This is a genomic window from Bacillus sp. SIMBA_154 (assembly GCF_046536015.1).
GTDB lineage: Bacteria > Bacillota > Bacilli > Bacillales > Bacillaceae > Bacillus > Bacillus pumilus_P.
On record NZ_JAWJBV010000604.1, the window covers coordinates 1 to 240 of the forward strand.

The window sequence follows — 240 nt, forward strand, 5'->3', positions numbered from 1 at the left end:
GCGTGAAGGTCGTATCAAAGGAATAAAAAAGGCAGTGGATCACGTACTGTGTTTATTGCCTTTTGAGAAAGACTTCTACGACAGACACCAGCTACCAGCAACCTTTGTTGGTCACCCTCTGGCAGATGATATTCCTATGCAGTGGCAACAGACGGAAGCACGTAACGAGCTGGAACTTGAACCTGATGTTACGTATCTTGCCATTTTACCTGGAAGTCGTAAGGGTGAGATTGCCCGTAT

Annotated in this window: 1 protein-coding gene; it reads left to right on the forward strand. The window is 46.2% G+C overall.

The window, feature by feature from the left end; translation table 11 throughout:
- Positions 1–13 precede the first annotated feature (13 nt).
- A partial coding sequence (locus tag R0K30_RS23325; protein WP_486304042.1) for a hypothetical protein occupies positions 14–240 on the forward strand: 227 nt, incomplete at its 3' end.